A 22361-nucleotide genomic window follows, 5' to 3' on the forward strand; every position below is an offset into this window, starting at 1 on the left:
ATCTTCGCCTCGGCCAGCGAACGCACCGCCTCACGGAGCATCCCGTGCTCCTCGGAGATCCGGAAGAGATCGAAGTCAGCCGCCCCTGCGCTGCCCGCCATGATGCCTGCCTCGTCGTTCAGTGACCGACGCCCGGGCGAGGCCCGATCGAGGTCCGATCGACGCCCGGTGCGAGTCGAATCCGCGGTTAACTACCGTTCAGTAGAGATCCTAGGGCGCCGACCTGCGGCTGCCTAGCGTCCAGCGGCCGCCCGGTCGTTCATGTCCGCGCCCCGGGGGCGACCGGCGGGACGGCCCCTCCGGCGTGCAGGTGATCCCGGGGCGCCCCCGGCGGGCGGATAGCATCAGGGCATCCGTACTGGTCGCGTCCGCATCCAAGGAGAACCCGTGACCCTCCGCATCTCCGTGATCGGCACCGGCTACCTCGGCGCCACGCACGCCGCCGCGATGGCCGAGTTCGGCTTCGAGGTGCTGGGCCTGGACATCGACCCGGACAAGATCGCCATGCTGACCGCAGGGCGGGTCCCGATGTACGAGCCCGGGCTGTCCGAACTGCTGCTCAAGCACGTGGCAGGGCACGAGGGTTCGACCGGACGGCTGCGCTTCACCACCTCCGCCCGGGAGGCCGCCGAGTTCGGCGACGTGCACTTCATCTGCGTCAACACCCCGCAGCGCAAGGGCGAGTTCGCCGCCGACATGTCGTACGTCGACACCGCGCTGGACGAGCTCGCGCCGCACCTGACCCGCCCCGCCCTGGTGGTCGGCAAGTCGACCGTCCCGGTCGGCTCGGCGGCCCGGCTGGCCGAGCGGCTGGCCGCGCTGGCGCCGGTCGGCGAGGGCGCCGAACTCGCCTGGAACCCGGAGTTCCTGCGCGAGGGCTTCGCCGTGCAGGACACCCTGCGGCCGGACCGGATCGTGGTCGGCGCCCACAGCGAGCGGGCCGAGCGGCTGCTGCGCGAGGTGTACGCGGAGCCGATCGCGGCCGGGGTGCCGTTCATGGTCACCGACTACGCGACCGCCGAACTGGTCAAGGCGGCCGCCAACTCCTTCCTGGCCACCAAGATCTCCTTCATCAACGCGATGGCCGAGGTCTGCGAGGCGGCCGGCGCGGACGTCACCCAGCTCAGCAAGGCGCTCGCCTACGACGAGCGGATCGGCGGCAAGTTCCTCAACTCCGGCCTCGGCTTCGGCGGCGGCTGCCTGCCCAAGGACATCCGCGCGTTCATGGCCCGGGCCGGCGAACTCGGCGCCGACCAGGCGCTGACCTTCCTGCGCGAGGTCGACTCGATCAACATGCGGCGCCGCTCCCGGATGGTCGAGCTGGCCCGCGAGCAGTGCGGCGGCGGCTTCCTGGGCCGCCGGGTCGCCGTCCTCGGCGCCGCCTTCAAGCCCAATTCGGACGACATCCGGGACTCCCCCGCCCTCAACGTGGCCGCCCAGATCCAGCTCCAGGGCGCCCAGGTCACCGTCTACGACCCCAAGGCCGTGGACAACGCCCGCAAGATGTTCCCCTCCCTCGCCTACGCCCATTCCGCCCTGGAGGCAGCCGAGGGCGCCCACGTCGTCCTCCACCTCACCGAGTGGTCCGAGTTCCGCGAGCTGGACCCGGCCGTCCTCGGCGCCGTGGTCGCCGAACGCCGCCTCCTCGACGGCCGCAACGTCCTGGACGCCGAGGCCTGGCGCGCCGCCGGCTGGACCTACCGCGCCCTGGGCCGCCCGAGCTGACCGGGCAGGAATCCCGCACCGCCGCCCGGCGTTCCCACCGGCATGACGAGCTACGGCGACGACGCGGCGGTCCGCGAGATCCTCACCCGCACCGGTGACACCTGGGCGGTGGTGGGCCTGTCCACCAACACCGCCCGGGCCGCGTACGGGGTGGCCCGGGTGCTCCAGGAGTACGGCAAGCGGATCGTGCCCGTGCACCCGAAGGCCGAGACGGTCCTCGGCGAGCGGGGCTACGCCTCGCTCGCCGAGATCCCGTTCCCGGTCGACGTGGTGGACGTGTTCGTGAACAGCGCGCTGGCCGGGGAGGTGGCCGACCAGGCGGTCGCCGCCGGGGCGAAGGCGGTCTGGTTCCAGCTGGGCGTGGTGGACGAGGCCGCCTACGGGCGGACCCGGGAGGCCGGGCTGGCCATGGTGATGGACAGGTGCCCGGCCATCGAGATCCCGCGCCTCGGTTAGGGCCTGTCCGTCTAGGCCGAGGGGCCGTCCAGCTGCGCGATGGTGGCGATGGACGGGCGGCGGCCCGCCCGCAGCCCGGCGGCCGCCGACTCGGCGTCGCGCAGGACGCGGACGGCGTTGTGCCAGGTGAGCTTGGCCAGGTCGGCCTCCGACCAGTGGCGGCCGAGGAGTTCGGCGACCAGGTTGGGGTAGCCGGCCACCGAGTCCAGGCCGTCCGGCAGGAAGGCGGTGCCGTCGAAGTCGCCGCCGATGCCGATGTGGTCGATGCCGGCCACCTCGCGCATGTGGTCGAGGTGGTCGGCGACGGTGGCCGGGGTGGCGATCGGGCGCGGGTTGGCGGCCTCGAAGGCGCGCTGGCGCTCCATGGCCGGCGGGGTGGTGTCCAGCGGGTGGAAGCCGTGGGCGCGCATGTTCCCGTCCGCGGCGACGGTCCACTCGATGGCGGCGGGCAGGATGAACTTCGGCACGAAGGTCGCCATCGCCACGCCGCCGTTGGCGGGCAGCTGGGCGAGCACGTCGTCCGGGATGTTGCGCGGGTGGTCGCAGACCGCGCGCGAGGAGGAGTGGGAGAAGACCACCGGCGCCTCGGTCACCCGCAGGGCGTCGCGCATGGTGTCGGCGGAGACGTGCGAGAGGTCGACCAGCATGCCGAGCCGGTTCATCTCCCGGACGACCTCCTCGCCGAACCGGGTCAGCCCGCCGGCCGCCGGCTTGTCGGTCGCGGAGTCCGCCCACGGCACGTTGTCGTTGTGGGTGAGCGTCAGGTACCGGACGCCCAGCTCGTACAGGGCGCGCAGGGTGGCCAGCGAGCAGTCGATGGAGTGGCCGCCCTCGGCGCCCATCAGGGAGGCGATCCGGCCCTCGGCGCGGGCGGCCTCCATGTCGGCGGCGGTACGGGCCAGGCGCAGCCGGTCCGGGTAGCGCTCCACCAGGGCGTGGACGAAGTCGATCTGCTCCAGGGTGGCGCTCACGGCGTGGTCGCCGGCCAGCGAGGAGGGGACGTAGACGGACCAGAACTGGGCGCCGACGCCGCCCTCCGCGAGGCGGGCGAGGTCGGTGTGCAGCCGGTCGCTCTGGTCGGCGGCGAGGTCGAGCGCGCCGAGGTCGTACCCGGCCTGCTCGCGCATCGCCCAGGGGAGGTCGTTGTGGCCGTCCACCACGGGGGCGGTGCGCAGCAGGGCGCGGGCGCGGTCCAGCGGGGTGGGGGAGTCCAGGTCAGCGGTCATGCGTGCTGTTCTACCCCACGCCCGCGGGTGGCCGAACTACTTGCCGAAGCCGAAGGACGCGGAACCGGCCACCTTGGCGCGCAGCTTCCGGCCCTTCTCGGTGGCCTGGTTGTTCAGTTCGGCCTGGAAGTCGGTCATCTTCTCGGTGAGCTCGGGGTCGAAGGCGGCGAGCATCCGCACCGCGAGCAGGCCGGCGTTGCGCGCGCCGGCCACCGAGACGGTCGCGACCGGCACGCCGGCCGGCATCTGGACGATCGACAGCAGGCTGTCCATGCCGTCCAGGTACCGCAGCGGCACCGGCACGCCGATGACGGGCAGCGGGGTGACGGAGGCGAGCATGCCCGGCAGGTGGGCCGCGCCGCCGGCGCCCGCGATGATCGCCTTCAGGCCGCGCCCGTGGGCCTGCTCGCCGTACGCGACCATCTCGCGGGGCATCCGGTGGGCGGAGACGACGTCCACCTCGTACGGGACCTCGAACTCGTCCAGGGCCTGGGCGGCGGCCTCCATGACCGGCCAGTCGGAGTCCGAGCCCATCACGATGCCGATGAGGGGGGTGGTCATTCGGTGATCGTTCCTCGCAGGTAGGCGGCCGCGTGGCGGGCGCGCTCGCGGACGTCTTCGAGGTCGTCCCCGAAGACGTTGACGTGGCCGACCTTGCGGCCGGGCTTCACGTCCTTCCCGTACATGTGGATCCGCAGCCCGGGGTCGCGGGCCATGCAGTGCAGGAAGGGGTGGTACATGTCCGGGTAGTCGCCGCCGAGGACGTTGACCATGACGGTCCACCTGGCGCGCGGGCGGGGGTCGCCCAGCGGGAGGTCGAGGACGGCCCGCAGGTGGTTCTCGAACTGCGAGGTGACGGCGCCGTCCTGGGTCCAGTGCCCGGAGTTGTGCGGGCGCATGGCCAGCTCGTTGACGAGGATGCGGCCGTCGCGGGTCTGGAACAGCTCGACGGCGAGGTGGCCGACGATGCCGAGGTCCCCGGCGATCCGCAGGGCGAGCTGCTGGGCCTCGTCGGACAGGGCCGGGTCGAGGTCCGGCGCGGGGGCGGTGACCTCGGCGCAGACGCCGTTCTCCTGGACGCTCTCCACCACCGGGTAGGCGACGGCCTGGCCGCTGGGCGAGCGGACGACGTTGGCGGCCAGCTCGCGGACGAAGTCGACCTTCTCCTCGGCCAGCACCGCGACGCCGGCCAGGAACGGGGCGTGCGCCTGCTCCTCGTCGTCGACGACCCAGACGCCCTTGCCGTCGTAGCCGCCGCGGACGGTCTTCAGGACGACCGGGTAGCCGGTGCCCTCGTTCGCGAAGGCGGTCACGTCGGCCGGGTCGGCGACGAGCCGGTGCCGGGGGCAGGGCACGTCGATGGAGTCCAGCTTGGCCCGCATCACGCCCTTGTCCTGGGCGTTGACCAGCGCCTCCGGGCCGGGGCGGACGGCGATGCCGTCGGCCTCCAGGGCCCGCAGGTGCTCGGTGGGGACGTGCTCGTGGTCGAAGGTGATCACGTCGCAGCCGGCGGCGAAGGCGCGCAGGGTGTCGAGGTCGCGGTAGTCACCGAGGACGACGTCGGAGACCACCTGTGCGGCGGAGTCCTGGGGCGTGTCGGCGAGGAGTTTGAACCTGACCCCGAGCGGGATGCCCGCCTGGTGTGCCATGCGGGCCAGCTGCCCGCCACCGATCATGCCCACCACTGGAAAATTCACATTGCCCGGGGAAGTCACGCGGCCCAGGATATCCGGGCCGGTCGGGGGCGGTGGAGCCGCAGGTGGGGCCACTGGAGCGGACGCGCGTAGATGTCAACCTGGCGCCCTGGGGGCTGAGCCGTTCGATGGAAGCGGGTAGCCTGGACGGCTAGGTCCTGGTCTGCGCGGTCCGATCATGTGCGTGCACGCAGGGCTCAAGGGGCGGCCGCGCGACCGCGACCGGCCCTTTCGACCAGCAGGCACATGGAGGCACTCCGGTATGGCGACGAACGCGGCTTCGGAACCCTCACTCGCGCAGAAGCTGCGTGGGCTCAAGGGCGAAGTGGTGAAGTTCGGCATCGTCGGCCTGAGCGGCGTGGTGGTCAACTTCGCCGTGTTCTGGGTCTGCCTCAACGGCATGGGCCTGGCCTCGGTGCGGTCGAACATCGTCGCGACGGTGATCGCGATCGCGACCAACTACCTGGGCTACCGCTACTGGCTCTACCGGGACCGCGACGCCGCCTCCCGCAAGCGGGAGATCACGCTCTTCCTGGTCTACAGCGGCATCGGCATGCTGATCGAGACCGGCGTCCTCGGCTTCTCGGTGTACGTGCTCGACCTGCGCTCGCACTACGAGCAGATCGGCGCCAAGGTGATCGGCCTCGCCGTGGCCACCGTGTTCCGCTTCGTCTCGTACCGCACCTGGGTGTTCAAGGCCGTGCCGGAGACCGTCGAGCTGCCCGCCCAGCAGTCGGTGGGCGCCGCCGCCGGCCAGGAGCTGGCCGCGCAGGCCGAGCTGATGCTGGCCACCGAGCGGATCCGGCTCGCCAAGGCCGAGTAGGCCCCGCGGTCCTCGCACCGCCCTCGTACCCCGCGCAGCCCCGGCGCGCCGAACCCGGCCGCCGGGGCTCGCCGCATCCCCGGCCGTATACCCCTGCCGGATCCTGCCGTGTCCCGGCCGGCCTCAGGCCCTCAGTCCTGGTGGCTGCGCCCGAGGAAGAGCGCGAACACCGCCGGCTTCAGCGAGAGCAGTTCGAGCCGCCCGCCGTCCGCCTCCGCGAGGTCGCGGGCGACGGCCAACCCGATGCCGGTGGAGTTGCGCCCGCTGACCGCGCGCTCGAACACCCGGTTGCCGAGGTCCGGCGGCACACCGGCGCCCTGGTCCTGGACCTCGACCACCACCGAGGTGCCGGAGGGCCGGATCCGCAGGGTGATCGTCCCGGCGCCGTGCATCAGCGAGTTCTCGATCAGGGTGGCCAGCACCTGGGCGACCGTCCCCGGGGTGCCGACCGCGGTGACCCCGTGCAGCCCCTCCAGGGAGAGCACCCGGCCCTGCTCCCGCAGCGTCGGGCCCCACTCCTCCACCTGCTGCTTGATCACCTCGTCCAGGTCGAAGGCGACGGCGGTGGGGCTGCGCGGGTCGCGCTGGGTGGTGAGCAGCCGCTGGACCACGTCGGTGAGCCGCTCGACCTGCTGGAGGGCGATGGTCGCCTCCTCCTTGACCGTCTCCGGCTCCTCGGCGAGGGCGGTGATCTCCTCCAGCCGCATGGAGAGCGCGGTGAGCGGGGTGCGCAGCTGGTGCGAGGCGTCGGCGGCGAGCCGGCGCTCGGCGGTGAGCATCCGGGCGATCCGCTCGGCACTGGTGTCCAGCACCTCGGCGACCCGGTCGAGCTCGGGCACCCCGTAGCGGCGGTCGCGCGGGCGCGGGTCGCCGGAGCCGAGCCGCTCGGCGGTCTCGGCGAGGTCGGTGAGCGGCCGGGCGAGCCGCTTGGCCTGCCAGACGGCGAGCGCCACCGCGGCCTGGACGGCCAGCAGGGCGACCACGCCGAGCAGCAACAGGTTGTTGGCGATCTCGTGGTCGACGTCCTCGCGGGACTGCTCGACGGTGACGGTCTCGCCGCTGTTGCCCCGCTCGACGGCCTTCAGCAGGTGGTTCCCGGCCGGGCGCTCGCCGGCGGAGACCACCGGCTGGCCGGGCACCTGCACCTCGACGTAGCTGCCCTCGGTGACCTGGCTCTCGAAGGCCCGCCCGGTGACCGGCTCGCCCGCGGCGAGCCGGCTCTCGACCAGGGCGAGCACCCGGACGGCGGCGGCGTCCACCCGGTCCTGGGCCGAGTTGACGATGGTCCGCTTCTCGACCAGGGCGAGCGGCACGCAGAACACCACGACGACCACCAGGACGACGCCCAGCAGCGAGTTGATCATCCTGCGCTTCACGCTGCCGCTCCCCGGGGTGTTCCGCCGCCGCGGGCCGAGGGCCCGGTCTCCGTCAGGGTCAATTCTTCTCGAACCGGAACCCCACGCCGCGCACGGTGGCGATGTAGCGCGGGTTGGCCGCGTCGTCGCCGAGCTTCTTGCGGAGCCAGGAGATGTGCATGTCCAGGGTCTTGGTGGAGGTCCACCACGTGGTGTCCCAGACCTGCCGCATGATCTCCTCGCGGGTGACCACCCGGCCGGCGTCCCGGACCAGGACGCGCAGCAGCTCGAACTCCTTGGCGGAGAGGGTGAGCTCCTCGTCGCCGAGCCAGGCGCGGTGGGACTCGATGTCGATCTTCACCCCGTGCGCGCCGGTGGTGAGCTGGTCGACGTTGCCGCGCCGGAGCAGGGCCCGGACGCGGGCGAGCAGTTCGGCCAGGCGGAAGGGCTTGGTGACGTAGTCGTCGGCACCGGCGTCCAGGCCGACCACGGTGTCCACCTCGTCCGCGCGGGCGGTGAGCACCAGGACGGGGCAGCTCTTGCCGTCGGCACGCAGGCGGCGGCAGACCTCCAGGCCGTCCATCTCGGGCAGGCCGAGGTCCAGGACGACGAGGTCGACCTCCTCGGTGAGGCCGGCGGCGAGTGCGGTCGGACCGTCCTCGCGGACGAGCACCTCATAGCCCTCGCGTCGCAGGGCCCGGGCGAGCGGTTCGGAGATCGCCGGATCGTCCTCGGCGAGCAGCACACAGGTCATGTGGTGATGGTAGTCCGCCGGGGTATCCCCGTACGCCCTGTGAGGTAGTTCACAGAGCGTGATCGTTATACAAGGCCGCAATCGGGCTCAACAGGGCGCAACAGACCGGCCCTTCGGTGAAGAATCGCCTGTTGGATCTTGAAACCGAAGGAAGACACGCCCATCTACCATCGATAGATCGGGCAGATTTGTCGCCAACTTTGCCATTCACATACCTGATTCAAGACTTTTGTCATCTGATAGAGCCAAATGTCGCCACGTAGAGTGGTTTGGTCCACGTCCGCCGCCCACCCCCCTACGCGGACGCTGTCAGGCAAGGAACCACTACTCATGGCGTCTAAGACCCTGGACACCGACGCGACGTCGGCATCTCCCAGCGGCAAGACCTTCCTCGGGCATCCCCGAGGTCTCGCCACGCTGTTCATGACCGAGATGTGGGAGCGCTTCTCCTACTACGGCATGCGCGCCCTGCTCATCTACTACCTGGTCTCCGGTGGCGCCGACGCCGCCGTCGGCAGCCAGGGCGGCGGCCTCGCCATGAAGGCGACGACGGCGACGGCGATCTACTCCGTCTACGTCTCGATGGTCTACCTCATGGCCTACCCGGGCGGCTGGTTCGGCGACCGGGTCTGGGGCGCCCGCAAGACCGTCGCCATCGCCGGGTTCGTGATCATGTCCGGCCACATCGCGCTGGCCGTCCCGGGCCAGGCGGCGTTCTTCCTCGGCCTGCTCCTGGTCGCGCTCGGTTCCGGGCTGCTGAAGGCCAACATCTCCACGATGGTCGGCCAGCTCTACAACGGCCCCGAGGACCCGCGCCGCGACGGTGGGTTCACCGTCTTCTACATGAGCATCAACCTCGGTGCCTTCGTCGCCCCGTTCGTCATCGGGACGATCGGCAAGGAGTACAACTGGCACCTGGGCTTCGGTCTGGCCGCGATCGGCATGGCCCTCGGCCTGACCCAGTTCCTGCTCGGCAGCCGCCACCTGAACCCGGTGAGCAGCGAGGTCCCCAACCCGCTGCTGCCCGAGGAGCGCAAGCGCCTGCTGAAGAAGGCCGGCCTGACGGTGCTCGGCGTCGCCGCCTTCTACGGCGTCGTGGCCGGCCTGGGCGTCTACACGCTGAACTGGGCCCTCGTCCCGCTGACCATCGCCGGTCTGCTGATCCCGATCACCGTGCTGACCCGGATCAAGCGCGACAAGGACCTGACCTCCGACGAACAGTCCAAGATGTCCGCGTACATCTGGTTCTTCGCCGCGGCCGCGATCTTCTGGATGATCTACGACCAGGGCGGGTCGACGCTCTCCCTGTTCGCGGACAAGAAGACCGCGGACTCCCTGTTCGGCCTCGGCTTCTCGGCCACCTGGTACCAGTCGCTGAACCCGCTGTTCGTGATGGCGTTCGCGCCGGTCTTCGCCTGGCTGTGGCTCTGGCTGTCCCGCCGGGACAAGGAGCCGAACACCATCGTGAAGTTCTCGATCGGCCTGCTCCTGGTCGGCGTCTCGTTCTTCGTCTTCATCATCCCGATGACCATGGCGGACAACGGCACCCTGGTCTCCCCGCTCTGGCTCGTCTCGATCTACCTGATCCAGACCATCGGTGAGCTCTGCCTCTCCCCGGTCGGCCTCTCGGTCACCACCAAGATGGCGCCGCGCAAGTACGCCTCCCAGATGATGGGCGTCTGGTTCCTCGCCGTCACCGCCGGTGACTGCACCACCAGCCTGCTCTCGCTGGCCGGCGTCAGCCTCAACGGCACCGGGATCATCGCGATGCAGGCGTCGCTCGCGGCCCTCGCCGGGTTCGCTATCTTCACCTACCGCAAGAAGGTCCAGGCCCTCATGGGCGACGTGCACTGACGCCCGTCCCCGCCCGCTCCGGGGCCGCCGTGGATTCCAGGATCCGCGGCGGCCCCGAGTGCTTTTCCCGCTCGACAGGAGCCCGTCGGCCGTGCCTATGGTGCCCGGCATGACGACCCCCTCCTTACCCCGCCAGCTGGCCCGCACCCGGCGCTTCACCCTGGGCGTCCCCACCCGGCCCGAGCCCTCGGCGGACGGCGCCACCGTGCTCTTCCTGCGCGGCCGCTCCGGCACCGACCCGCTCGCCTGCCTCTGGGCCCTGGACACCGCCACCGGCCAGGAACGGCTGCTCGCCGACCCGGCCGCGCTGGGCGCCGACGAGGGCATCGCCGCGTACAGCACCGACGCCACCGGCACGCTCGCCGCCTTCGCCCTGGACGGCGCCCTGTGGCTGGCCGACACCGCCGCCGGCACCGTCCGCGCCGTCCCCGTCCCCGGCCCGCCGCAGGACCCCAGGCTCGACCCGACCGGCCGCCGGATCGCCTACGTCCGCGGCGGCGCCCTGCGGGTGGTCGGCGTCGACGGCACCGACGACCGCCCGCTCGCCGAACCCGAGGCCGAGGACGTCTCCTACGGGCTCGCCGAGTACGTCGCCGCCGAGGAGATGCACCGCGACCGCGGCCACTGGTGGTCCCCCGACGGCACCGCACTGCTGGTCGCCCGGGTCGACGACCGCCCGCTCGCCCGGCTCTTCCCGGCCGACCCCGCCGACCCGCACCGCCCGCCGCGCGCCGTCCGCTACCCGCTCGCCGGCACCGCCAACGCCGAGGTCTCGCTGCGGCTGCTCGGCCTCGACGGCAGCGACACCGAGGTCCGCTGGGACCGCGCCGCCTTCGAGTACCTGACCGCCGCCGGCTGGGACGGCCACGGCCCGTACGCCGCCGTGCAGAGCCGCGACCAGCGCACCGTCCTTGTGGTGGCCGTCGAGCCGGACGGCACCACCCGGCCGCTCGCCGAGCGCCGGGACGCCCACTGGGTCGAGCTGCTGCCCGGCCTGCCCGCCCGCACCGCGGGCGGCGCCCTGGTGGACACCGCCGACCTCGGCGACACCCGGCACCTGACCGTCGACGGCGAACCGGTCACCCCGCCCGGGCTCCAGCTGCGCGCGGTGCTCGGCACGGAGGGCGAGCAGGTGCTGTTCACCGCCTCCGAGGAGCCCACCGAGACCCACCTCTGGACGTACGGACCGGACGGCGGCATCCGTCGGCTGAGCGACGGCCCCGGGCTGCACACCGGCGTGCGGCGCGGCGGCACGCTGGTGCTCACCACCCGCACCCCGGGACACCCCGGCGGCTTCACAACCGCTCTGCGGGAGGGCTCGGCACCCCGCCCGCTCACCTCGTACGCCGAGCCGCCCGTCGTCACTGCCGCGCCCGAGCTGCTCAGGCTCGGCCCACACGCCCTGCGCGCCACGCTCTTCCTCCCCGCCGGCCACCGCCCCGGGGACGGCCCGCTGCCCGTCCTGCTCGACCCGTACGGCGGGCCCGCGACGCAGAAGGCCACCACCGGCGGCCTCTGGTGGGACCAGGTCTCCCAGTGGTTCGCCGACCAGGGCTTCGCGGTGCTCGTGGTGGACGGCCGGGGCACCCCCGGCCGCGGGCCGCGCTGGGAGAAGGCCGTGTACGGCGACAAGGCGACGCTCCCGCTGGCGGACCAGGTCGAGGGCCTGCGGGCGGCCGCCCGGCTGCGGCCCGGGCTGCTCGACCTCGACCGGGTCGGCATCCGCGGCTGGTCCTACGGCGGCTACCTCGCCGCCCTCGCCGTATTGAGGCGCCCGGACGTCTTCCACGCCGCCTCCGCCGGAGCCGCCCCCACCGACTGGCGGTTCTACGACACCCACTGGCAGGAGCGCTTCCTCGGCCACCCCGACGAGCACCCCGAGCACTACGACAGCGGCTCGCTGATCGCCGAGGCGCCGAAGCTGCGCCGCCCGCTGCTGCTGATCCAGGGCCTCGCCGACGACAACGTCTACCCCGCCCACACCCTGCGGCTCTCCGCCGCCCTCCTCGCCGCCGGCCGCCCGCACGAGGTCCTCCCCCTACGCGCCACCGGCCACCGGCCCACCGACGAGGCGGTGGTGGAAAACCTGCTGCACCACGAACTGCACTTCCTGCGCCGCTCGTTGGGAATGAAGTGATCAGCACCGCGCCACCGAACGCCTGCCCAGCGAACGGGCCGGTGCCCATGATCAGGGAGGCATGTGATGCCGTCGAGCGTGCCCGGCTTCGCTGAGCTGCTTGAGCAGTGCCGGCGGTCCGCCGTCCATCTGGAGCTGCGGGACTCGTACGCCCCGACGGATCGGTTCGAGGCCTGGCAGCGCGGTGAGCGGATCAACTGGGAGGACCAGGCGTCCTGGTGGCATCCCTATGACCAGTTGATCACGGACGCCGTGGCGCGGGGCGTGGTCATTCGCCGAGCCCGGGTGGTCTCCGAGCCCGTGTCCGAGTACATCCGGTGGGAGCACTACGTCACCCACGCCAACGTCACGGCCGGCGAGCAGGTCCGCTGGCTGCCACGGCGGCAGGCCACGAGCATCCCCCTGCCCGGGAACGACTTCTGGCTGTTCGACAGTGCGCTGCTTCGAGTGCACCACTTCTCCGGGGACGGCGCCGTGGTCGAGGACGAGATCACAACAGACCCGGACACCGTAAAGCTGTGCACCACCGCGTTCGAAGCAGTCTGGGAGCGAGCGCTCCCGCACCATCTGTACGAGATCTGACGAAGACCGGCTCCATGCCCGCGAGGCCCTCGCCCTGGGTGGGCGAGGGCCTTCGCGTGTTTCAGTACTGCTCGTCGCGCGCCTCGGGGCAGGGCATCCTGAGGGTCGCGAGGACGCCGAGGGCGAGGAGGCCTGCGCCGATGAAGAACCTCACGGCTGCCCTCCCTCGTCGTCATCGTCCAGGTCCCGGAGCAGGCGGAGGAGGTTGAGCAAAGTGCTCACCGGAGCGTTCCCGAAGTCGATCAGGATGCGTCCGTCGATGGTGGTCTCACCCGGCGAGGCGGACCCCCAGAGGAGCCCGTGCGGCAGGCCGCGCCTGTGCAACTCGCCCAGGAGGGCCATGAGGTGGGGTTTGGTGTAGTCACGCATCCGGGGGTCCTCCGGCAGGACGGGGTAGCCGGTCACGCGCGGCAGTCCAGCTCGTACCAGATGGCCTTGCCGCGCTTCTGCGGGTCGACGCCCCAGCGGTGGGTGAGGCCCTCCACGAGTTGGAGGCCCCGGCCGGACTCGGCGGAGTCGGCGGGGGTTCGCCGCCGGGGGAGGGCGTCGCTCTCGTCGGAGACGGTGACCCGGAGGGTGCGGCCGAGGACGGAGAACCAGACGACGGGCGCGGGGGTGTCGCCGTGCCGCCAGGCGTTGACGACGAGCTCCATCAGGGCGAGTTCGGCGTTGAAGATGCTGTCGGCGTCCCAGCCGCCGCTACGGGTCATCGCGTCCCGCAGGGCCTGGCGGGAGAGGGTGAGCGAGGGGGTGTTACGGGTGCACACGGGAACCTCCGTGAGGCTGTGGCGTGGGGAGGGGGATGACGGTCGTCGCCGTGAGCCAGGCCGGGGCGGCGGTTGCTCTTCGGCGTGCGGGCAGCAGGCGCCTACTGCCTTGGATGCAGGCCTTACTGACGATCCGTCGGATCAAGCTGTGAACGACGATAGCGCATCCGCTCTTTAATTAAATTCGAACGAGAGAAGTGTCCTCCCATCGGGGGACGCGCTTCGCCGAGCCCGGATGGATCCACCGGCAACCGGCGCGGCACACTGGCCTCTGCACCTGTTGAGAGGACGCCATGGCCCTTCGAGTCCCCACCCTCCGTCAGCGGCGCCTCGGCGCCGAACTGCGGAGGATGAGAGAGCAAGCCGGCTTCGGCGGCAGCCACCTTGCCCGTCTGCTTGGGGTGACTGCTGCCTTGGTGAGTCAGATGGAGAATGGGAAGTCGGCTGTCAGCGAGGAACGTCTGCGTGAGATCGCGGCGGCCTGCGCGTGTGGCAACGAGCCCCTGATCGCCGCGCTCGCTGACATGACCCGGGAGCGAGAAACTGGCTGGTGGGAGGAGTACAGCCCGAGTCTGACCAGCGACCTGCTCGATGTGGCGGCGATCGAGGCCCATGCCCGGCGGATCGCCACCTACTCGATCACCTTCCTGCCCGGACTGCTTCAAACTCCCGCCTACGCCGCTTCGGTGTTCGCCCGTGCGATCCCGCCATTGCCGCAGGCTGATGTCGATCTCCGCCTCGCCTTCCGCCTGCGGAGGCAGCAGATCATCCGCAACGACGCTACGCCCTACACTGCGTTCATCCATGAAGCCTCACTGCGGATGCAGTTCAGCGGGCCAGAGGCACTTGCCGAGCAACTCGGCGCCCTCATTGACCGTTCCGAGAGCCCTGGCATCTCAGTTCGGGTCGTGCCGTTTAAGATCGAATCGCTGCCCGGCCCCAGCGAGAACTTCGTCTATATCGCCGGTCCGGTGCCCGAGTTGGACACAGTGCAGATCGACATCAGCTTCGGGTGTCCGCTCTTCGATGCACCCTCCGACCTTGCAAGCTACCGCGAGATCCTCGATCGAATGGCGTCCGTAGCCCTCTCCGAAGATGACTCGCGCGACTTCATCCGATCCATCAAGAAGGAGATAGAGGGCAATCATGAGTAGCCCCGCATGGCAGAAGTCCAGTTACTCCGGCTCCAGCAACGCATGCGTTGAGGTCCGGGCTGCCGACGGGGTAGTTGAGCTCCGGGAGTCCGATGAGGGAGACGTCATCGTCCGCACCACGTCCCTCAAGTTCGCCACGTTCCTCCAGGGCGCCAAGGCCGGCGAGTTCGACCACCTCACCGCCACCCCCTGAGCAGCACGTCGCCCCGTCGAGCCGGTGCCCGACGGGGCGACGCGAACCCACCGTTCAGACCTCCCGAACGCCCGGCCGGTAGGCCAGGTGGACGTGCGACGGCGTGTCCAGCGCGGCTGTTCTCGTAGTCGAAGTGATGGTCGCTTGCAGTACCTGAACGCGCAGGAAATCGGCCCACCCGACCTCCTGCGCGAGGCGAACGGTTCGGTCCGGTTGTGGGCGGGCCCACCCCAGCGGACCCGCCGGTCGTACTTGCCGGCCGGCTCGAAGAGTCAGGGCACGAGACTGCTGAGCACGAAGGATCAGGCACGACGTGCCGTGGTCGTCCATTCATCGGGGTCAGGACCCGAGTAGGCAGACGAGCGGAAGGTGCGACGGAAAGCCTCGGGGCCGTGCCGCTGATCGAGCCAGCTCGAAAGGCCGAACAGATTGCCGCTGATCACCGCCGCGATGATCAGCGCATGCAGCGTGTCCGCCTCCGGGCCGCCCATGTCGGCGAGGAAGCGCTGGTAGCGAGCGCCGACGCCGTGCTCATATCCGGCCATGGCCAGGTGGAAGCGGGTGGCAACACCAGGCTCTGCGTGGTCGAAATCGCTCGGCTCCAGCCGTCCCGTGGTGTCGCGGAACGCCAGGCGATCGGCCGCCGCGATGCGTTCGGCCAGGCCGAGACGGTCGGCCACCGCAGCGGAGATCATCCGGGCCTCCCGATCCGTGGCCCCCTCCATCACGATGCCGAGATTCCGCGTCGACGAAGCATCGCTCCTGTCCTGGGACGAGTACGTCCGGCCGTGCTGGTCGCGGCGGTTGATGCCGTAACGGCTCCGGATCACTTGCTCGCCTTGGAGCCGGTACTCCCGGAACGACCCCCAGTGCAGGCAGTCGTGCGCGTAGCTACGGAGGAGGTCGAGCGCCACCAGTTCCGGTGCCGCCGGTCGGGGATCGTTCAGCCGCCCGTACCTCGTGACCACGGACGCCAGTTGCACATGCCGGTACCCCTGGTTCGGATGGTGGAAGCCGCCGAACGCGTCGGGCCGGGTCGAGCGCACCCCCACCCACACCCGGTCAGTCGGCAGCAGTCGACTCAGCCCCAATTCCCCGTAGCGGTCGGCCAGAAGGGCAGCACCCTGTCGAAAGACTTCGCGGGCCGACTCGTCGGACGATGTGTCGACCACCCAGTGCAACAGTGAGAACGTGATGTGCGGATGGGCCCGGTCGAGCGCTGCCGTCGCCCGTCGCGCGGCCAGCAGGTGAGCCAACTCGGCCCGCTCGGCGGGGTCTCCGGACAGGTGCTCGTTCGGCGCCAGGCAGGAGGGGGTGAGTGATCGACCAAGGGTCAGTACGGCCGACGACTGATCAGTCGCCGATGTGATTCCTGCACTCCCCCGGGGAGTTCGTCCGGCGAGAACCATCGAGCCTCCAGGATCTCGAACGAAGCCGCCCTGACCTGCCCAGTGACGTACAGGGCCTCGTAGGCGACTTCGACACGCAGTTTGTAGCCGCTCTTCAGGTGCGCCAGCTCGCACACCTTCACCGTGAGTCCGGTTTCCTCCCGGACCTCACGCACGATCGTGTCCTCGAAGCTCTCGCCCTTGTCGGCGTAGCCGGTCGGCAGACCCCACTGCCGGCCCTCCGGCCACATCCGGTGCTTCAGCAGCAGCACACGGCCGTCCTGGTCGCGGACGATGCCCGTCACCCCGACCATGAACTTCGAGTGCCACAGCCACAGCACGCGCCACTGCATCGGGCCGCGGATGATCCGCCAGAGCTTCGCAGCGATCTTCTTCATGGGTTCGCCCTTTCGTTGACGGGGTCCCGCGCGCCGCTCGCGCGGGCCCACGATCCCGCAACCGGCACCGCCGACACCAAATCCGCGATTATCAGACCGATCGGGATGATGTCAGCGGAGACGCTGGTACCGCACGGGAGAGCAGCCGCAAGGCGAGGAGTCCACAGTAAGGGGACCGAAAGGGGAGGAAGGCGATTATTCCCGTGCGCGACTAAAGACCGCCGAGGAAGAGGGCCGACCACTCAGCCAGCTTCTCTCGGGCTTCCTCACCGAACAGTGCATAACCTTCGTACATGGCGAACGCGTCCCGGTACGCCTTGATGTCCCGCCGGTCCCGGAGCGTGATGATTCCGGTCTCCGTCTCGACCGTGGCAAGGCTGCTGTCGTACACCGTGAAGGTGTTCAGCGGGCTCTCCGGGATGTGCTTCCCGAGTGGAATCACGCCGAGCCGGACGTTCGGGAGCCTGGAAACGGAGACGAGTCGTTCGATCTGCATGACCATGGCCCGAGGCGGCAGGAGCGCCCACCGGGCAGCCTGCTCGGTGAGTACGAAGGTGAAGGCCTTCGACTCGTCGTACAGGACGGTCTGGCGCTCCAGTTTCTTCATGGCGGCCCTGCTGGTGTCTCCCGGCACATGGGCGAGGCTCGCTCGCACGTACTCGGGCGAGGCGAGCAGCGTGTTGAGCATCGAGATCAGGAAGTAGCGGATCTCGCTGGAGGACTGGTCGAGCGCCGCGAGCTCGGCTTGCTTCCTCTCCAGGCCCTTCTTCCTCAGAGCGCGGATGTCCTGCCACTCGGTATTCGCCACACGGGCCAGGTCGAACACCTGTCGCGCCAACTCGGCCGGCACTTCGAGGGCCCGCAGGATCAGCTCCACGTCCACCAGGGACGGCACGGTCCTGCCTGTTTCGATCTTGCTGATCTTCGACTGCGTCATGCCGCAACGCCGAGCAAGCCGGTCTCCTGCGAGACCGGCTTGAACCCGTAGTTCCCTCAATGCCTTTGCCAGGTCACTTCTACTGTGCCCCAGCTCTTCCGGGTCTATTGCCACCCGTGCTCTTCCACATAGTCCACGAAGGGCACCGACTCGGCCACAGCGATCCGCCGCCATTCCCGGTACTTCTCGACGTCGTCCTCGACAAGCACGCGGTTGATCTGCGTTCCGTCGAGCTCGTAGTTCATCAGGACCACGGTCGAATCGTCGAATGCCCAGAAGTCCTGAGCCGGAAGGCCCGGGTTCGGCCTGTCGGTCAGGTCGAGAATGTAGATGTCCTCACCGGCCCTGGCATGCGGCGCGTAGTACATAAACTCGTACCGCAGGTAGTCGCTCAGCGGCCGGGTGACGATGTGTACGCGCTGAACCGTACGACCGGCCGCGGTATGGGCCCTGAGCTTGTCAGTCCAGCCGGACGTGTAGGTACCGGGGTCGATCCGGTACCCGTTCAGGAACTCCTCGATCTCTTCCGCCTCCCCCGCGACCTTGTAAGCGGGCAGGGTCTCAAGCCGGAACGCCGACCGCGAGAAACCGTGCAGAAGCCTCTGCCAGTCCTCACCATCCAAGAACACGAATGGCCTCCTTCACAACATGCTCGGGCAGCTCCACGGCGCCTTCGTGTACCGGCACCGCCAGCTCCGCGTACTGGTCCCCCTGGAAGACGAGGGTGCCCCGGTCGGTGCGGTAGACGTTCGGGCAGTCTCCTTCCTTGCAGTCTCCGACGCCGACACCCGTGAGCCGCTGGTGAGCCATGCCAACCCCCTTCAGCTCGGCCCGGATTGGACCGCCTGGGCGAGACGCTATGGACTGGCCGCGCGTCCTGTCCACACGGTTCGGGCAGTATTCCCGTCCTGGACTAATGATCACGGCCCCGCTCGGAAGCGCTGCCGTGCCCCGGCCGAGGACCCGCCCGCCCTGGCGACCGCGGACGGACACGTCGGCACGTGTACCGGCCCCCGCCACGTGATCGCCCGTTCGGACCGCGAAGTCCGTGAGGCCCCCGCCAAGGCCGGCGAGTTCGACCACCGCACCGTCACCCCCTGAACAGCACGTCGCCCCGTCGAGCAGCTGCTCGACGGGGCGACGCGAACCCACCGCTCAGACCTCGCGGACGCCCGCGCGCCAGACCGCGGCCGTCAGCGGCACGCCCGGGCGGTAGGCCAGGTGGACGTGCGAGGGGGCGTCCAGCAGGAGCAGGTCCGCGCGGGCACCGGGGGCGATCACCCCCACGTCACTGCGCCGGAGGGCGCGGGCGCCGCCCGCGGTGGCCGCCCAGACCGCCTCGTCCGGGGTCATGCCCATCTCGCGCACCGCCACGGCAATACAGAACGCCATCGAACTGGTGAAGCTGGAACCGGGGTTGCAGTCGGTGGACAGCGCCACCACCGCGCCCGCGTCCAGCAGCCGGCGCCCGCTCGGGTACTCGGCCCGGGTGGAGAACTCCGCCCCCGGCAGCAGCGTCGCGACCGTCGCCGACCCCGCCAGCGCCGCCACGTCCTCGTCCGTCAGGTGGGTGCAGTGGTCCGCCGAGGCGGCCCCCAGCTCCACCGCCAGCTGCACGCCCGGCCCGTACGTGAGCTGGTTGGCGTGCACGCGCGGCGTGAGGCCCTTCTCGATCCCCGCCGTCAGGACGGCCCGCGCCTGGTCCCCGTCGAAGGCGCCCTTCTCGCAGAACACGTCCACCCAACGGGCGTGCGGGGCACAGGCGTCCAGCATCTCGCCGGTCACCAGCTCCACGTACCCCGCCGGGTCCTCGGCGTACTCCGGCGCCACCACGTGCGCGCCCAGGTACGTCGTCTCCGGGGTGTACCCGGCGGCGATCCGCAGCGCCCGGGCCTCGTCCTCGACCGTCAGCCCGTAGCCGGACTTGCACTCGATGGTGGTGGTGCCCTGCCGCACCGCTTCCCGGACGAACCGGGCCAGGTTGGCCTCCAGTTCGGCATCCGAAGCGGCCCGCGTGGCCGCCACCGTGGTCCGGATGCCGCCCGCCGAGTACGCCTGCCCGGACATCCGGGCGTTGAACTCGGCCGTACGGTCCCCCGCGAACACCAGGTGGGCGTGCGAGTCGACGAAGCCGGGCAGCAGCGCCCGGCCCCCGGCGTCGAAGCGCTCGTCCGCCGCCGGGGCCTGCGCGGCCGGGCCGACCCAGGCGACGGTGCCGCCGTCGACCACCACGGCCGCGTCGGTGAGCAGGCCGAGCGGCCCGGCGCCCTGCCCGGGGTCGTTGGTGACCAGGCTGCCGATGCCCGTGATCAGGGTGGTCGTGGTGCTCAAGACAACGCCTTCCGAAGGGGGTTGAACGGGGGTCAGTAGTCCAGTGCGCGGATCGCGGAGCGCAGCGCACCCGGCACGTCGTCCACCAGCAGGTGTACGCCGTCCCGGACGACGTGCCGGCCGCCGACCACCAGGTGCCGCACGTCCGCCGCCGAGGCCGCGAAGACAGCGATCTCGGCGCCCAGCCGGGGCGGCGGGCCCGCCGTACGGACGGTGTCCAGCGCGATCACCGTGAAGTCGGCGAGCGCCCCGGCCTCGATCCGTCCGGCCTCCGGCCAGCCGAGCGAGGCGTGCCCGTCCTCGGTGCCGGCCCGCAGCAGCGCGTTCGCCGTCCAGTGGCCGCGCGTCCGCGTCCGCAGCCGCTCGTCCAGCTCCAGCGCGCGGGCCTCCTCGAACGGGTCGATCACCGCGTGGCTGTCGCTGCCCAGGGTGATCGGGGAGCCCGCCGAGGCGAGCCGGCGGGCCGGGCCGATGCCGTCCGCGAGGTCCCGCTCGGTGGTGGGGCACATGCAGACCGTGGTGGAGGAGTCGGTGAGGAGCCTGACGTCCTCGTCGGTCAGGTGGGTGGCGTGCACGGCCGAGGTGCGCGGGCCGAGCGCGCCGTGGTCGGCGAGCAGCCGGGTCGGGGTGACGCCGTGCGCGGCCAGGCAGGCGTCGTTCTCGGCGGTCTGCTCGGACAGGTGGACGTGCAGCGGCGCCCCACGCACCGCCGACCAGTGCGCGACGGTGTCCAGCTGCTCGGCCGGGACGGCCCGCACCGAGTGGATGGCGGCACCGATCCGGGCGTGCTCGCGCGGCTTGAGCGCGTCCGCCCGGGCGGCCCAGGCCTCGGCGTCGCCGTCGCTGAACCGCAGCTGCGGGTGGGTCGGCTCGGCGCCGAAGCCGGAGGACAGGTAGCAGGTGTCCAGCAGGGTGATCCGGATGCCGGCCCGGGCGGCGGCCTCGATCAGCGCCTCGCCCATCGCGTTCGGGTCGGCGTAGCGGGCGCCGCCGGGCGCGTGGTGCAGGTAGTGGAACTCGCCGACGGCGGTGACGCCGGCCAGCGCCATCTCGGCGTAGACGGCGGTGGCGAGCGCCAGGTAGCGGTCCGGGTCCAGCGCGCCGGCGAACCGGTACATGGTGTCGCGCCAGGTCCAGAAGGTGCCGGAGCCGACCTGGACGTGCCCGCGCAGCGCCCGGTGGAAGGCGTGCGAGTGGGCGTTCGCCTGGCCGGGCAGCAGCAGCCCCTCCAGCCGGACGGCGCCGGGTGGGCAGGGGCCGCTGTCCGGGACGACGGCGGCGATCGTCCCGCCGGGGCCGGTGGTGATCAGCACGTCCCGCTCGACCACCGGCCCGTTGTCGTGCGGCAGCCAGGCGTACTGGGCCCAGTACGCCACGGGGCTCGACGGGGTCACTGACACGCCAGGTCCTCCAGTACGTCGGCGAGGGCGGCGACCCCGGCCAGGCAGTCGGCCTGCTCGGCGTGCTCGGCCGGGGAGTGGGAGACGCCGGTGGGGTTGCGCACGAACAGCATGGCGGTCGGGATCGCCGAAGCCAGGATGCCGGCGTCGTGTCCCGCGCCGGTGGGCAGCACCGGGGCGTCCAGCAGCTTGGCCAGCCGGTCGCGCAGCGGCCCGTCGAAGTCCACCACCGGGGTGTAGGACTCGCGGGTCAGCTCGACCCGGACGCCGTCGCGCTCGCCGCGCTCGGCGGCGGCCCGCTCGATCGCCTCGACCAGCTCGGTGAGGGTGCGCTCGTCGGCCGCCCGGGAGTCCAGCCAGCCGCGCACCAGCGAGGCGATCGCGTTGGTGCCGTTGGGCTCGACCGCGACCTTGCCGAAGGTGGCCCGCGCGCCCGCCTGCTTCGCCTTCTTGCGGGCCGCCAGCACGGTGTTGGCGTAGGTCAGCATCGGGTCGCGGCGGTCCTCGATCCGGGTGGTGCCGGCGTGGTTGGCCTCGCCGTGGAAGTCGAACCGCCAGCGGCCGTGCGGCCAGATCGCCCCGGCCACACCGACCGGCTGCCCCTCGGCGAGGCAGCGGCCCTGCTCGACGTGCAGCTCGACGAAGGCGCCGATCCGGGCCAGCCGGTCCTCGTCCGCGCCGATCGCGGTGGGGTCGTAGCCGGCCTTCTCCATCGCGTCGGGCAGCCGGACGCCGTCGGCGTCGCGCAGCCCGTACGCCTGCTCCGGGGAGAGCACCCCGGCGGTCAGCCGGGAGCCGATGCAGGCCACGCCGAACCGGGCGCCCTCCTCGTCGCCGAAGTTGACGATCGCCAGGGGCCTGGTGAACTCCGCGCCGCGGGAGCGCAGTTCGTCCAGCGCGGCGAAGGAGGAGACCACGCCGAGCGGGCCGTCGAAGGCGCCGCCGTCCGGGACGGAGTCCAGGTGCGAGCCGGTGACGACCGCGCCGCCGGCGGTCGGATCGCCCAGCCAGGCCCACTGGTTGCCGTTGCGGTCCAGCTCGTACGCCAGGCCGCGACTGCGGGCCTGCTGCTCGAACCAGGCGCGGCACTCGGCGTCGGCGGAGTTCCAGGCGAAGCGGCGGTAGCCGCCGGAGGCGGCGGAGCGGCCCACGGGGAGCAGCTCCGCCCACATCTCTTCGAACGACGG

The 22361-nt window shown here is 71.2% G+C and carries 23 protein-coding genes; 8 read left to right on the top strand and 15 right to left on the bottom strand.

Annotation, left to right across the window (positions count from 1 at the left end; all coding sequences use genetic code 11):
• The first annotated feature begins 387 nt into the window (after window positions 1–387).
• Window positions 388–1725: a UDP-glucose dehydrogenase family protein gene (locus ACLWS4_RS06200; RefSeq protein WP_416873560.1), complete on the top strand. Its 1338-nt coding sequence runs from the start codon at window positions 388–390 to the stop codon at window positions 1723–1725.
• A 42-nt stretch (window positions 1726–1767) separates the two neighbouring features.
• Window positions 1768–2181 (top strand): CoA-binding protein, encoded by a 414-nt coding sequence (locus ACLWS4_RS06205; RefSeq protein ID WP_049650017.1) that lies wholly within the window; start codon window positions 1768–1770, stop codon window positions 2179–2181.
• An 11-nt stretch (window positions 2182–2192) separates the two neighbouring features.
• Here the strand turns inward: ACLWS4_RS06205 and ACLWS4_RS06210 are convergent, their stop codons facing one another.
• The 3 genes from ACLWS4_RS06210 to ACLWS4_RS06220 are packed head-to-tail and all read right to left on the bottom strand — an operon-like array spanning window position 2193 to window position 5104.
• Complete coding sequence (locus ACLWS4_RS06210; protein WP_117488111.1) at window positions 2193–3407, bottom strand: dipeptidase; 1215 nt, start codon at window positions 3405–3407, stop codon at window positions 2193–2195.
• Window positions 3408–3443: 36 nt separating this feature from the next.
• On the bottom strand, window positions 3444–3968 hold the full coding sequence (gene purE, locus ACLWS4_RS06215) for a 5-(carboxyamino)imidazole ribonucleotide mutase (RefSeq protein WP_416873561.1): 525 nt from the start codon (window positions 3966–3968) through the stop codon (window positions 3444–3446).
• Complete coding sequence (locus ACLWS4_RS06220) at window positions 3965–5104, bottom strand: 5-(carboxyamino)imidazole ribonucleotide synthase (protein WP_049650020.1); 1140 nt, start codon at window positions 5102–5104, stop codon at window positions 3965–3967. Before ACLWS4_RS06220 ends, purE begins: the two co-directional genes overlap by 4 nt.
• 259 nt (window positions 5105–5363) lie before the next feature.
• On the opposite strand from ACLWS4_RS06220, the gene ACLWS4_RS06225 reads away from it, so the two are divergent.
• On the top strand, window positions 5364–5924 hold the full coding sequence (locus tag ACLWS4_RS06225) for a GtrA family protein (RefSeq protein WP_049650021.1): 561 nt from the start codon (window positions 5364–5366) through the stop codon (window positions 5922–5924).
• A gap of 131 nt (window positions 5925–6055) precedes the next feature.
• Here ACLWS4_RS06225 and ACLWS4_RS06230 read toward each other — a convergent pair whose 3' ends face one another.
• Together ACLWS4_RS06230 and ACLWS4_RS06235 are read right to left on the bottom strand one after the other, a co-directional pair.
• On the bottom strand, window positions 6056–7300 hold the full coding sequence (locus ACLWS4_RS06230) for an ATP-binding protein (protein ID WP_049650022.1): 1245 nt from the start codon (window positions 7298–7300) through the stop codon (window positions 6056–6058).
• A 58-nt stretch (window positions 7301–7358) separates the two neighbouring features.
• Window positions 7359–8033, bottom strand: a complete 675-nt coding sequence (locus ACLWS4_RS06235) for a response regulator transcription factor (RefSeq protein WP_030058577.1) — start codon at window positions 8031–8033, stop codon at window positions 7359–7361.
• 330 nt (window positions 8034–8363) lie between these two features.
• Here ACLWS4_RS06235 and ACLWS4_RS06240 point away from each other — a divergent pair, with 330 nt between their 5' ends.
• The 3 genes from ACLWS4_RS06240 (at window position 8364) to ACLWS4_RS06250 (ending at window position 12606) form a co-directional block, all read left to right on the top strand.
• Window positions 8364–9887 (top strand): peptide MFS transporter, encoded by a 1524-nt coding sequence (locus ACLWS4_RS06240; protein WP_074003878.1) that lies wholly within the window; start codon window positions 8364–8366, stop codon window positions 9885–9887.
• 109 nt (window positions 9888–9996) lie between these two features.
• A complete protein-coding gene (locus ACLWS4_RS06245) occupies window positions 9997–12024 on the top strand; it encodes a prolyl oligopeptidase family serine peptidase (RefSeq protein ID WP_416873562.1) in 2028 nt (675 codons plus the stop codon).
• Between the two features lie 66 nt (window positions 12025–12090).
• A complete protein-coding gene (locus ACLWS4_RS06250) occupies window positions 12091–12606 on the top strand; it encodes a DUF6879 family protein (RefSeq protein ID WP_416873563.1) in 516 nt (171 codons plus the stop codon).
• Between the two features lie 150 nt (window positions 12607–12756).
• Here ACLWS4_RS06250 and ACLWS4_RS06255 read toward each other — a convergent pair whose 3' ends face one another.
• Both ACLWS4_RS06255 and ACLWS4_RS06260 read right to left on the bottom strand, forming a co-directional pair.
• Window positions 12757–13011, bottom strand: a complete 255-nt coding sequence (locus tag ACLWS4_RS06255) for a hypothetical protein (RefSeq protein ID WP_416873564.1) — start codon at window positions 13009–13011, stop codon at window positions 12757–12759.
• On the bottom strand, window positions 13008–13373 hold the full coding sequence (locus tag ACLWS4_RS06260) for an ATP-binding protein (RefSeq protein WP_416873565.1): 366 nt from the start codon (window positions 13371–13373) through the stop codon (window positions 13008–13010). Before ACLWS4_RS06260 ends, ACLWS4_RS06255 begins: the two co-directional genes overlap by 4 nt.
• A gap of 293 nt (window positions 13374–13666) precedes the next feature.
• Between ACLWS4_RS06260 and ACLWS4_RS06265 the strand changes: the two genes are divergently transcribed.
• Together ACLWS4_RS06265 and ACLWS4_RS06270 are read left to right on the top strand one after the other, a co-directional pair.
• Complete coding sequence (locus tag ACLWS4_RS06265; protein ID WP_416873566.1) at window positions 13667–14527, top strand: helix-turn-helix domain-containing protein; 861 nt, start codon at window positions 13667–13669, stop codon at window positions 14525–14527.
• Entirely contained in the window at window positions 14520–14720 is a 201-nt protein-coding gene (locus ACLWS4_RS06270; RefSeq protein WP_049650029.1) for a DUF397 domain-containing protein, read from the top strand. Before ACLWS4_RS06265 ends, ACLWS4_RS06270 begins: the two co-directional genes overlap by 8 nt.
• A gap of 302 nt (window positions 14721–15022) precedes the next feature.
• Here the strand turns inward: ACLWS4_RS06270 and ACLWS4_RS06275 are convergent, their stop codons facing one another.
• The 8 genes from ACLWS4_RS06275 to ACLWS4_RS06310 all read right to left on the bottom strand — a co-directional run bounded on the left by ACLWS4_RS06275 (window position 15023) and on the right by ACLWS4_RS06310 (window position 22346).
• Window positions 15023–15976, bottom strand: a complete 954-nt coding sequence (locus ACLWS4_RS06275) for a hypothetical protein (protein WP_416873567.1) — start codon at window positions 15974–15976, stop codon at window positions 15023–15025.
• Between the two features lie 77 nt (window positions 15977–16053).
• On the bottom strand, window positions 16054–16506 hold the full coding sequence (locus ACLWS4_RS06280) for an NUDIX domain-containing protein (protein ID WP_117488127.1): 453 nt from the start codon (window positions 16504–16506) through the stop codon (window positions 16054–16056).
• A gap of 211 nt (window positions 16507–16717) precedes the next feature.
• On the bottom strand, window positions 16718–17557 hold the full coding sequence (locus tag ACLWS4_RS06285; protein WP_117488129.1) for a helix-turn-helix domain-containing protein: 840 nt from the start codon (window positions 17555–17557) through the stop codon (window positions 16718–16720).
• A complete protein-coding gene (locus ACLWS4_RS06290; protein ID WP_416873568.1) occupies window positions 17548–18072 on the bottom strand; it encodes a DUF6879 family protein in 525 nt (174 codons plus the stop codon). Before ACLWS4_RS06290 ends, ACLWS4_RS06285 begins: the two co-directional genes overlap by 10 nt.
• Window positions 18056–18253 (bottom strand): hypothetical protein, encoded by a 198-nt coding sequence (locus ACLWS4_RS06295; protein ID WP_117488133.1) that lies wholly within the window; start codon window positions 18251–18253, stop codon window positions 18056–18058. Before ACLWS4_RS06295 ends, ACLWS4_RS06290 begins: the two co-directional genes overlap by 17 nt.
• A gap of 345 nt (window positions 18254–18598) precedes the next feature.
• Window positions 18599–19774 carry an imidazolonepropionase gene (hutI, locus tag ACLWS4_RS06300; RefSeq protein ID WP_416873569.1) on the bottom strand — a complete coding sequence of 392 codons (1176 nt, stop codon included), beginning with the start codon at window positions 19772–19774 and terminating at the stop codon, window positions 18599–18601.
• A 32-nt stretch (window positions 19775–19806) separates the two neighbouring features.
• A complete protein-coding gene (locus ACLWS4_RS06305; protein ID WP_416873570.1) occupies window positions 19807–21174 on the bottom strand; it encodes a formimidoylglutamate deiminase in 1368 nt (455 codons plus the stop codon).
• The gene (locus tag ACLWS4_RS06310; protein WP_416873749.1) at window positions 21165–22346 is read right to left on the bottom strand and encodes an allantoate amidohydrolase; all 1182 of its coding nucleotides are present in this window, start codon (window positions 22344–22346) and stop codon (window positions 21165–21167) included. Before ACLWS4_RS06310 ends, ACLWS4_RS06305 begins: the two co-directional genes overlap by 10 nt.
• Window positions 22347–22361 lie beyond the last annotated feature (15 nt).

Origin of the sequence: Kitasatospora sp. SC0581, from assembly GCF_048159585.1 — a bacterium.
GTDB lineage: Bacteria > Actinomycetota > Actinomycetes > Streptomycetales > Streptomycetaceae > Kitasatospora.

Bases quoted from the DNA above. Each gene is read 5' to 3' on its own strand.
- ACLWS4_RS06205 (WP_049650017.1), top strand. From the start codon at position 1,768: ATGACGAGCTACGGCGACGACGCGGCGGTCCGCGAGATCCTCACCCGC.
- ACLWS4_RS06210 (WP_117488111.1), bottom strand. From the start codon at position 3,407: ATGACCGCTGACCTGGACTCCCCCACCCCGCTGGACCGCGCCCGCGCC.
- purE (WP_416873561.1), bottom strand. From the start codon at position 3,968: ATGACCACCCCCCTCATCGGCATCGTGATGGGCTCGGACTCCGACTGG.
- ACLWS4_RS06225 (WP_049650021.1), top strand. From the start codon at position 5,364: ATGGCGACGAACGCGGCTTCGGAACCCTCACTCGCGCAGAAGCTGCGT.
- ACLWS4_RS06235 (WP_030058577.1), bottom strand. From the start codon at position 8,033: ATGACCTGTGTGCTGCTCGCCGAGGACGATCCGGCGATCTCCGAACCG.
- ACLWS4_RS06240 (WP_074003878.1), top strand. From the start codon at position 8,364: ATGGCGTCTAAGACCCTGGACACCGACGCGACGTCGGCATCTCCCAGC.
- ACLWS4_RS06245 (WP_416873562.1), top strand. From the start codon at position 9,997: ATGACGACCCCCTCCTTACCCCGCCAGCTGGCCCGCACCCGGCGCTTC.
- ACLWS4_RS06250 (WP_416873563.1), top strand. From the start codon at position 12,091: ATGCCGTCGAGCGTGCCCGGCTTCGCTGAGCTGCTTGAGCAGTGCCGG.
- ACLWS4_RS06265 (WP_416873566.1), top strand. From the start codon at position 13,667: ATGGCCCTTCGAGTCCCCACCCTCCGTCAGCGGCGCCTCGGCGCCGAA.
- ACLWS4_RS06270 (WP_049650029.1), top strand. From the start codon at position 14,520: ATGAGTAGCCCCGCATGGCAGAAGTCCAGTTACTCCGGCTCCAGCAAC.
- ACLWS4_RS06280 (WP_117488127.1), bottom strand. From the start codon at position 16,506: ATGAAGAAGATCGCTGCGAAGCTCTGGCGGATCATCCGCGGCCCGATG.
- ACLWS4_RS06295 (WP_117488133.1), bottom strand. From the start codon at position 18,253: ATGGCTCACCAGCGGCTCACGGGTGTCGGCGTCGGAGACTGCAAGGAA.
- ACLWS4_RS06310 (WP_416873749.1), bottom strand. From the start codon at position 22,346: ATGTGGGCGGAGCTGCTCCCCGTGGGCCGCTCCGCCGCCTCCGGCGGC.